We start from the raw sequence: 9,475 nt of genomic DNA on the forward strand, positions 1-9,475 counted from the left end.
TGACGGAGGAGCGATCGTGACGACGACCGGTTGCCGTGCGCGGCCGCGGGGTCTAGGAACCGAGCCGCGCCGCGCATTGCCAACGGAGGCGTGACATGGGCTTCATGGACCGCACCGCACGCTCGCTGCTGCTCTCCGAGCTCGTCTCGGGCATGGCGCTCACGCTGCGCTACTTCTTCAGGCCCAAGGTCACAATCAACTACCCCTACGAGAAGGGCCCGCTGAGCCCGCGCTTCAAGGGCGAACATGCGCTGCGCCGCTACCCGAACGGCGAGGAGCGCTGCATCGCCTGCAAGCTCTGCGAGGCGATCTGCCCGGCCCAGGCGATCACCATCGAGGCGGAGCCGCGCGAAGACGGGTCGCGCCGCACGACCCGATACGACATCGACATGACGAAGTGCATCTACTGCGGCCTCTGTGAGGAGGCCTGCCCGGTGGATGCGATCGTCGAGGGGCCGAACTTCGAGTTCTCGGCCGAGACGCGCGAGGAGCTGATGTACAACAAGGAGAAGCTGCTCGCGAACGGCGACCGCTGGGAGGCCGAGATCGCCGCGCGCCTCCAGGCCGACGCGCCCTATCGCTGAGGCGACCGGCCGTGATCGCCACGCTCGCCTTCTACCTGTTCGCCGCGGTCCTGCTCGCCTCGGCCACCATGGTCGTGGTGGCGCGCAACCCCGTGCACGCGGTGCTGTTCCTGATCCTCGCCTTCTTCAACGCCTCGGCGCTGTTCCTGCTCGCAGGCGCCGAGTTCCTCGCGCTGATCCTGGTAATCGTCTATGTCGGGGCGGTCGCGGTGCTGTTCCTGTTCGTCGTCATGATGCTGGACGTGAACTTCGCCGAACTGCGCGAGGGCTTCGTGCGCTACCTGCCGATCGGCGGCGTCATCGGCGGCATCCTGCTGGTCGAGCTCCTGCTGGTCGGCACGGCCTGGACGATCTCGCCGCAGGCGCCGCTGCTGCTCGCCGAGCCGGTGCCGGAGGCGGTGACCAACACCAGGGCGCTCGGGCGCCTGCTCTACACCGACTACGTCTACCTGTTCCAGGCGGCCGGCTTGGTGCTGCTGGTGGCGATGGTCGGCGCGATCGTGCTGACGCTGCGCGACCGGCCGGGCGTGCGGCGCCAGAATGTCGGTGCGCAGCTTGCCCGCGCGCGTGATGCGACGCTTGCGGTGGTGAAGGTCGCGCCCGGCGCCGGGCTGACGGTGGTGCCGAAGCCCGAGCCGAAGCCCGACCCGGAACCTGTCGAGCACGGCCATGGCGGCCATCACGGGGGAGGGCATTGAGCCATGGTCGTCGGGCTCGATCACTACCTCGCGGTCGCCGCGATCCTGTTCACCCTCGGCATCTTCGGCATCTTCCTGAACCGGAAGAACGTGATCGTCATCCTGATGTCTGTCGAGCTGATGCTGCTGGCTGTGAACATCAACCTGGTCGCCTTCTCGGCCGCGCTCGGCGACCTGACGGGGCAGATCTTCACCATGCTGGTCTTGACCGTCGCGGCGGCCGAAGCCGCGATCGGTCTCGCGATCGTGGTGGTCTATTTCCGCAACCGCGGCTCGATCGCGGTCGAGGACATCCGCGTGATGAAGGGCTGAGGGGGCGATGATCGAGGCCGGCTCCGTCTTCTTCCCCCTGCTCGGCGCATTGGTCGCCGGGTTCCTCGGTCGCGCGATCGGCGACCGCGGTGCGCAGGTCGCGACCGTCGGCTGCATGACGCTCGCTTCGCTCTGCGGGGTCTGGCTGTTCTTCGACGTCGCCTTCGCGGGCAATGCGCGCACCGTGGAGCTCGGCACCTGGATCGCCTCGGGCACGCTCGAGGCGTCCTGGGCGCTCAGGTTCGACACGCTGTCGGCGGTGATGGTCGGAATGGTGACGGTGATTTCGACCCTGATCCATCTGTACAGCGTCGGCTACATGAGCCATGACCGCTCGATCCCGCGCTTCATGGCGTATCTCTCGCTGTTCACCTTCGCCATGCTGATGCTGGTGACGGCCGACAACCTCGTTCAGCTGTTCTTCGGCTGGGAAGGGGTCGGGCTGTGCTCCTACCTGCTGATCGGCTTCTGGTACGACCGCGAGAGCGCCAACGCCGCGGCGATCAAGGCGTTCCTGGTCAACCGCGTGGGCGACATCGGCTTCGCGCTCGGCATCGCCGGGGTCTACATGCTGACCGACAGCGTGGCGTTCGATGCGATCTTCGCCGCCGTGCCCGCGCTGACCGGGCGCACGATCGACGTCGCCGGCATCTCCGTCAACGCCGTCGAGCTCTGCGGCGTGCTGCTGTTCATCGGCGCGATGGGCAAGTCGGCGCAGCTCTTCCTGCACACCTGGCTGCCCGACGCGATGGAGGGCCCGACCCCGGTCTCGGCGCTGATCCATGCCGCGACCATGGTGACGGCCGGCGTGTTCCTGGTCGCACGGATGAGCCCGCTCTTCGAGCTCGCGCCCTTCGCGCTCTCGGTCGTCACCGTGATCGGCGCCTCCACCGCGCTGTTCGCCGCCACCGTCGGCTGCGTGCAGAACGACATCAAGCGCGTGATCGCCTACTCGACCTGCTCGCAGCTCGGCTACATGTTCTTCGCCGCCGGGGTCTCGGCCTATCCGGCGGCGATCTTCCACCTGTTCACCCATGCCTTCTTCAAGGCGCTCCTGTTCCTCGGCGCGGGCAGCGTGATCCACGCCATGGGCGACGAGCAGGACATCCGCAGGATGGGCGGGATCTGGCGCAAGGTGCCGATCACCTATGCCGTGATGTGGATCGGTTCGCTCGCACTCGCCGGCGTGCCGTTCTTCGCCGGCTACTACTCGAAGGACATGGTGCTCGAGGTCGCCTGGGCGGCCGGTACCGGTGTCGGCCGCTACGCTTTCGTCTGCGGCATCCTCGCCGCCTTCCTGACCGCGTTCTACTCCTGGCGTCTGCTCATCCTGACCTTCCACGGTGCACCGCGCGCGGATGCGCACACCATGGAGCACGTGCACGAGAGCCCGCCCGTGATGACGGTGCCGTTGATCCTGCTCGCGCTCGGCGCCGTGGTGGCGGGCGCGGTCTTCTACGACCCCTTCGTCGGCCACCACTTCGGCGAATTCTGGCGCGAGGCGATCCGGATCGCACCCGGCAACCACGCCATGGAGGCGGCCCACGATGTCGCCCTCTGGGTGAAGCTGCTGCCGGTGCTGATGGGCGTCTCGGGCATCGCCACCGCCTATCTGCTCTACATGGTGTTCCCGACCGTGCCGGCGCTGCTCGCCGAGCGGTTCCGCGGCCTCTACCTGTTCCTGCTGAACAAGTGGTACTTCGACGAGCTTTACGACCGGCTGTTCGTCCGCCCGGCGATGCGCCTCGGCGTGGCCCTCTGGAAGGGCGGCGACGGCGGGATCATCGACCGCTTCGGTCCCGACGGATTGGCCGCCGCGACGGTGCGCGCCACCCGCGCGATCGTGCGCGTGCAGACCGGGCTCGTCTACCACTACGCCTTCGCGATGCTGATCGGCATCGTCGTTCTGGTGACGCTGTTCGCGACGGGACGGCTCTGAGATGAATGCGCTTGGCTTCCCGCTCCTGTCGCTGATCACCTTCCTGCCGCTCGCGGGGGCGGCGATCATCGCCTCGGTGCGCGGCGACGAGGAGACGGTCGCGCGCAACGCGCGCTGGACCGCGCTCTGGACCTCCGGGATCGTGCTCCTGCTCTCGCTGATCCTGTGGTTCCGCTTCGACCGCACCACCGCCGAGTTCCAGTTCGTCGAGCGTGCCGTGTGGCTCGGCGAGTGGGGCATCGGCTACCACATGGGCGTGGACGGGCTCTCGGTGCTGTTCGTCCTGCTCTCCACCGCCCTGACGCCGATCTGCGTGGTCGCCTCCTGGGAGTCGATCACGGCGCGGGTGCGTGAATACATGATCGCCTTCCTGGTGCTCGAGACCATGATGGTCGGGATGTTCTGCGCGCTCGACTTCGTGGTGTTCTACGTGTTCTTCGAGGGCGTTCTGATCCCGATGTTCCTGATCATCGGGGTGTGGGGCGGGCCGCGGCGCGTCTATGCCGCGTTCAAGTTCTTCCTCTACACGCTGCTTGGTTCGGTGCTGATGCTGCTCGCGCTGATCTGGCTCTATCTCGACGCAGGCACCACCGACATCCCGACCCTGATCGCGCACCGTGTGGCGCCGGCCGCGCAGGTCTGGCTGTTCCTCGCCTTCTTCGCCTCCTTCGCGGTAAAGGTGCCGATGTGGCCGCTGCACACCTGGCTGCCGGATGCGCATGTGGAAGCGCCGACGGCGGGCAGCGTGATCCTGGCAGGGGTGCTGCTGAAGATGGGCGGGTACGGGTTCCTGCGCTTCTCGCTGCCGATGCTGCCCGATGCCTCCGCCGAGCTCGCGCCCTTCGTCTTCGCGCTCTCGATCGTGGCGATCATCTACACCTCGCTGGTGGCGCTCGCGCAGACCGACGTGAAGAAGCTGATCGCCTATTCCTCGGTCGCGCATATGGGGCTCGTCACGCTCGGGCTCTTCACCTTCAACACCCAGGGGATCGAGGGCGCGATCTTCCAGATGCTGAGCCACGGCATCGTCTCGGGCGCGCTCTTCCTTGTGGTCGGCGTGATCTACGACCGGATGCACACGCGCGAGATCGCCGCCTATGGCGGGCTCGTGCACCGGATGCCGCGCTACGCCCTGTTCTTCATGCTGTTCACGATGGCTTCGGTCGGGCTGCCCGGCACCTCGGGCTTCGTCGGCGAGTTCCTGGCGATTGTCGGTGCCTGGCAGGTGAACCGGCTGCTTGCGCTGCTGGCGGCGACGGGGATGGTGCTGGGTGCTGCCTACATGCTCTGGCTCTACCGGCGCGTGATCTTCGGCCTGCTGACCAAGAACGAGCTCAAGCACCTGCTCGACCTCTCGCCGCGCGAGGTGGCGGTGTTCGCCCCGCTTGCGGTTCTCACGCTGTGGATGGGGATCTACCCGTCCTCGTTCAGCAGTTTCTATGCCGCCTCGGTCGCCAATCTGATCGCCCAGCACCAGGCGGCGATCCAGGCGACGCGGCAGCTCGCGGGGCTGTGACACCGATGGAGAGCGCCCTGAACTGGCACGCCGCGATCCCCGAACTCGCGCTCGCCTGCCTCGGCATGGCGGCGTTGATGCTCGGCGTCTTCATGCGCCGCGGCGCAACGCTCGCCGTGACGATGTTCACTCTCGCGTCGCTGCTGCTGGTTGCCATGCTCGTGCTCGCCGCCGATGCGCCGGTCGTCGCCTTCGACGGGCTGTTCGTGCTCGATGCCTTCGCCGTCTTCACCAAGGTGCTGGTGCTTCTTTCTGCCGCGCTCGCACTCGTCCTCGCGCTCGACTGGAACGAGAAGGAGGGGATCGATCGCTTCGAGTATCCGGTCCTGGTGCTGCTTGCGACCGTCGGTATGATGGCGATGGTCTCGGCCAACGACCTGATGAGCCTCTATCTCGGGCTCGAACTCTCCTCGCTCTCGCTCTATGTGCTCGCCGCGATCCACCGCGACGACCTGCGCGCGACCGAGGCGGGGCTGAAGTACTTCGTGCTCGGCGCGGTCGCCTCGGGGATGCTGCTCTACGGCAGCTCGCTGGTCTACGGCTTCTCGGGCTCCACCCGCTTCGCCGGCATTGCCGCCGCGATCGAGGCAGGGCCCGCTTCGCTCGGGCTGATCACCGGCCTCTGCTTCGTCGCCGCCGGGCTCGCCTTCAAGGTCTCGGCCGTGCCGTTCCACATGTGGACGCCCGACGTGTATGAGGGCGCGCCGACGCCTGTGACCGCGTTCTTCTCGATCGCGCCCAAGCTCGCCGCGGTCGGGCTGTTCCTGCGTGTCATGACCGGACCGTTCGGCGAGGCGGCGGGGCAGTGGACGCAGATCATCGTGCTGATCGCGATCGCCTCGATGCTGCTCGGCGCCTTCGCCGCGATCGGGCAGAGCAACATCAAGCGGCTGATGGCCTATTCCTCGATCGGCCATATCGGCTACGCGCTGATCGGGCTCGCGGCCGGCACCGAGGAGGGCATCCGCGGCGTGCTCGTCTACATGGCGATCTACATCGTCATGAACGCCGGCACCTTCGGCTGCATCGTCGCCATGCGGCGCGAGGGCCGGGCCTCGGAGCGGATCGAGGATCTCGCGGGGCTCGGCGCAACCGCGCCCGGCCTCGCCTTCGCCCTCACCGTCTTCATGTTCTCGATGGCGGGCATCCCGCCGCTAGCCGGATTCTTCGGCAAGTTCTACGTGTTCATGGCGGCGGTGCAGGCGGGGCTCTGGCCGCTTGCGGTGATCGGCGTGCTTGCCTCGGTGGTCTCGGCCTTCTACTACCTGCGCATCGTCAAGGTGATGTATTTCGACCCGGCGCAACCCGCATTCGATCCGCGCCCCGCCACGGTCGGCGTGGTGGTCGCCGGGACGACGCTGTTCACCGCATTGTTCGCGCTGGCGCCCGCCCCGCTCGTCGCGGCGGCCGGCACTGCGGCGCGCGCGCTCGTCGGGGGATGACGGCAACGCGCGCGCGGATCGAGCGCCACGCGAGCCTCCCCTCGACCAGCGACCGCGCGATGGCGCTCGCCGAGGCGGGCGAGGGAGCCTGGACCGCCGTGCTCGCGGATGAGCAGACGGCGGGGCGCGGGCGCCACGGCCGGCGCTGGCTCTCGCCGCGCGGCAATCTGCATCTCTCCGTCGTGCTCGATGCGGGGGCGGCGGCGCCGGGCGGGCTCGGCCTGCTCGCCGGACTGGCAGCCGGCGAGGCGATCGCGCCGCTGCTTCCCGATGATGCCGCGTTCCGGCTGAAATGGCCGAACGACCTGATGGTCGCCGGGCGCAAGCTCGGTGGCGTCCTGGTCGAGGCGGGCAGGCGGCGCGACGGCGCCCCGTGGGCGGTTGCCGGGATCGGCGTCAACCTAGTCGCCCATCCTGACGAGGCCGACCGGCCGGCGATCTCGCTCGCAGCACTTGGCATCGTCCCGCCCGCGCCACAGACGCTCGCCGCGGCGATCATCGACCGGCTGATCGCGTGGAGCGCGCGCGCCCGCTCCGACGGGTTCGCTGCCATCGTCGCTGCCTGGCAGCGCCACGCCCAGGCACCCGGAACCCCCGTCTCCGTGCGGCTGCCGACCGGCCCGATCGCCGGCCGCTATGCCGGGCTCGACAACGACGGCGCGCTGCTCGTCGCGCTGGAGGACGGCCGCACCCGGCGGGTCGTCACCGGCGAGGTCTTCGCGGGAGGCTGATCCGATGCTGCTCGCCATCGATGCCGGCAACACGAACGTTGTGTTCGCGGTCTGGGACGGCACGTCGTGGCGCGGCCGCTGGCGCATCGCCACAGTGGCCGACCGCACGGCGGACGAGTACGCGGTCTGGCTGCTTCAATTGATGGCCTGGCAGGGGCTGGTGCCGGCCGACATCCACGCCGCCGCGATCGCCTGCGTGGTGCCGAACGCACTCTACAACCTGCGCCGGCTCTGCCGAGACCGTTTCGGGGTCGAGGCGATGGTGACGCGTGCGGATCTCGACTGGGGCTTCGCGATCCGCACCGACAACCCGCGCGAGGTCGGCGCCGACCGGCTGGTGAATGCGCTCGCCGCGCGCGCCCGCTACCCGCGCCCGCTCGTGGTGATCGATTTCGGCACCGCGACCACCTTCGACGTCGTCGATGCTGCGGGCGACTACATCGGCGGCGTGATAGCACCGGGCATCAATCTCTCGCTCGACGCGCTGCATCGCGCCGCCGCCGCGCTGCCGCGCATCAGCATCGGCCGGCCGCAGGCCGTGGTCGGCCGCTCGACCGTGCCGGCGATGCAGTCGGGTGTCTACTGGGGCTATGTCGGGCTGATCGAGGGCATCACACGGCGGATCGAGGCCGAGCTCGAACAGAAGGTCACGGTGATCGCGACCGGCGGGCTCGCGCCCTTGTTCATGGACGGCACCGCGGCCATCCAGCATCTCGATCCCGATCTCACCCTCGACGGGCTCGTTTTGCTCGCCGAGCGCAACATGAAGGCTGAAGCGTGACCTTGGCCCACGACGATCTCGCCTTCCTGCCGCTCGGCGGGACCGGCGAGATCGGCATGAACCTGAACCTCTACCACGCCGACGGCGCCTGGCTCGCGATCGACTGCGGCATCGGCTTCGGCGACGCGGACCGTCCTGACATCGAGATCATGGTGCCGGATGCGGGCTTCCTCGCCGAGCGCAGGCGCACCCTGCGCGCGCTCGTCATCACGCACGCGCACGAGGATCATCTCGGTGCCGTCGCCTGGCTCTGGCCCGCGCTGGAATGCCCGGTCTACGCGACGCCCTTCGCCGCGGCGGTGCTTCGGCGCAAGCTCGCCGAGCGCCAGCTGCTCGGCCGCGTTCCGCTCGCCACCATCGAGCCAGGGGGCAGGCTCGCGCTCGCACCCTTCGATCTCCGCTTCATCCGCATGGCGCACTCCATCCCGGAGGCGCAGGCGGTGGCGATCCGCACGCGCCACGGCCTCATCCTGCACACGGGCGACTGGAAGCTCGACCCCAACCCCCTGGTGGGTCCGCCCACCGACGAGGCCGCACTCGCCGCACTCGGCGAGGAGGGGGTGGACGTGATGGTGTGCGACAGCACGAACGCGATGGTGGAGGGCCATTCGGGCAGCGAGGCGGAGGTGCGACGCAACCTCACCGCCCTGATCCGGCGCCTGAAGGGGCGCGTCGCCGTGACCTGCTTCGCCACGAATGTCGCGCGCATCGAATCGATCGCGCTCGCCGCGCGGAGCGCCGGGCGCAGCGTGGCGATCGTCGGCCGCGCGTTCCGCAACATCGTCGCCGCCGCGCGCGAGACGGGCTATCTCGCGTCGCTGCCGGAGTTCGTGGAGGAGGACGAGGCCGGCTACCTGCCGGACGACTCCGTGCTGTTCCTGGTCGCCGGCAGCCAGGGCGAGCCGCGCTCGGCGCTCTCGCGCATCGCCGCGGACACGCACCCGAACGTCTCTCTGGGCGAGGGCGACACGGTGATCTATTCCTCGCGCGTGATCCCGGGGAACGAGCGCGCGATCCTGCGCGTGCAGGACCAGTTCGTGCGCCGCGGTGTCACGGTGATGACCGAGCGCGACCACATGGTGCACGTCTCCGGCCATCCGGCGCGCGACGAGCTGCGCCGGCTCTACGCCCTCGTGCGGCCGAAGCACGTCGTGCCGGTGCACGGCGAGTGGCGCCACATGAGCGAGCACGCCGCGCTCGCACGCGAACTGGGCGCGATCCCGCACGTGATCGAGGATGGCGACATCCTGCGCCTCGCGCCCGGGCCGGTCACGGTGATCGACAGCGCGCCCGCCGGCAAGCTCGCGGTGGACGGCGACCGGCTGCTGCCGATCGGCGGCGAGGTGCTGGCGGCGCGGCGGCGGATGCTCGAACACGGTCTGGTGGTCGCCTCGCTCGCGCTGGACGGGGCGGGGCGGCTGGTCGGCCGGCCGCGCCTCTCGGGGCCTGGCGTGTTCGAGGCGGGCGCGAAC

The 9,475-nt window shown here is 69.1% G+C and carries 9 protein-coding genes; all 9 read left to right on the plus strand.

The annotated features are described in order from the left end of the window. Nucleotides 1–95 precede the first annotated feature (95 nt). Entirely contained in the window at nucleotides 96–584 is a 489-nt protein-coding gene (gene nuoI, locus FK498_RS00435) for an NADH-quinone oxidoreductase subunit NuoI (RefSeq protein ID WP_141850847.1), read from the plus strand. 11 nt (nucleotides 585–595) lie between these two features. Beyond that, the gene (locus tag FK498_RS00440; RefSeq protein ID WP_141850848.1) at nucleotides 596–1,282 is read left to right on the plus strand and encodes an NADH-quinone oxidoreductase subunit J; all 687 of its coding nucleotides are present in this window, start codon (nucleotides 596–598) and stop codon (nucleotides 1,280–1,282) included. A gap of 3 nt (nucleotides 1,283–1,285) precedes the next feature. After that, a complete protein-coding gene (nuoK, locus tag FK498_RS00445; protein WP_141850849.1) occupies nucleotides 1,286–1,594 on the plus strand; it encodes an NADH-quinone oxidoreductase subunit NuoK in 309 nt (102 codons plus the stop codon). A gap of 7 nt (nucleotides 1,595–1,601) precedes the next feature. Beyond that, complete coding sequence (nuoL, locus tag FK498_RS00450) at nucleotides 1,602–3,533, plus strand: NADH-quinone oxidoreductase subunit L (protein WP_141850850.1); 1,932 nt, start codon at nucleotides 1,602–1,604, stop codon at nucleotides 3,531–3,533. Nucleotide 3,534: 1 nt separating this feature from the next. Further along, nucleotides 3,535–5,049: an NADH-quinone oxidoreductase subunit M gene (locus tag FK498_RS00455; RefSeq protein ID WP_141850851.1), complete on the plus strand. Its 1,515-nt coding sequence runs from the start codon at nucleotides 3,535–3,537 to the stop codon at nucleotides 5,047–5,049. Nucleotides 5,050–5,054: 5 nt separating this feature from the next. Further along, nucleotides 5,055–6,491, plus strand: coding sequence for an NADH-quinone oxidoreductase subunit NuoN (gene nuoN, locus FK498_RS00460; protein ID WP_141850852.1), 1,437 nt, complete (start codon nucleotides 5,055–5,057; stop codon nucleotides 6,489–6,491). Then, nucleotides 6,488–7,222 carry a biotin--[acetyl-CoA-carboxylase] ligase gene (locus tag FK498_RS00465; RefSeq protein WP_141850853.1) on the plus strand — a complete coding sequence of 245 codons (735 nt, stop codon included), beginning with the start codon at nucleotides 6,488–6,490 and terminating at the stop codon, nucleotides 7,220–7,222. The genes nuoN and FK498_RS00465 overlap by 4 nt, the downstream gene beginning before the upstream one ends. 4 nt (nucleotides 7,223–7,226) lie before the next feature. Next, a complete protein-coding gene (locus tag FK498_RS00470; protein ID WP_141850854.1) occupies nucleotides 7,227–8,003 on the plus strand; it encodes a type III pantothenate kinase in 777 nt (258 codons plus the stop codon). Further along, on the plus strand, nucleotides 8,000–9,475 hold a 1,476-nt coding region (locus FK498_RS00475), incomplete at its 3' end, for a ribonuclease J (protein ID WP_141850855.1). The genes FK498_RS00470 and FK498_RS00475, both read left to right, overlap by 4 nt.

It is taken from the genome of Elioraea sp. Yellowstone (assembly GCF_006704265.1).
In the GTDB taxonomy this organism is placed as follows: Bacteria; Pseudomonadota; Alphaproteobacteria; order Acetobacterales; family Acetobacteraceae; genus Elioraea.

Coding starts and splice junctions, on each gene's coding strand:
- nuoI (WP_141850847.1), top strand. CDS start 96: ATGGGCTTCATGGACCGCACCGCACGCTCGCTGCTGCTCTCCGAGCTC.
- nuoK (WP_141850849.1), top strand. CDS start 1,286: ATGGTCGTCGGGCTCGATCACTACCTCGCGGTCGCCGCGATCCTGTTC.
- nuoL (WP_141850850.1), top strand. CDS start 1,602: ATGATCGAGGCCGGCTCCGTCTTCTTCCCCCTGCTCGGCGCATTGGTC.
- FK498_RS00455 (WP_141850851.1), top strand. CDS start 3,535: ATGAATGCGCTTGGCTTCCCGCTCCTGTCGCTGATCACCTTCCTGCCG.
- nuoN (WP_141850852.1), top strand. CDS start 5,055: ATGGAGAGCGCCCTGAACTGGCACGCCGCGATCCCCGAACTCGCGCTC.
- FK498_RS00465 (WP_141850853.1), top strand. CDS start 6,488: ATGACGGCAACGCGCGCGCGGATCGAGCGCCACGCGAGCCTCCCCTCG.
- FK498_RS00470 (WP_141850854.1), top strand. CDS start 7,227: ATGCTGCTCGCCATCGATGCCGGCAACACGAACGTTGTGTTCGCGGTC.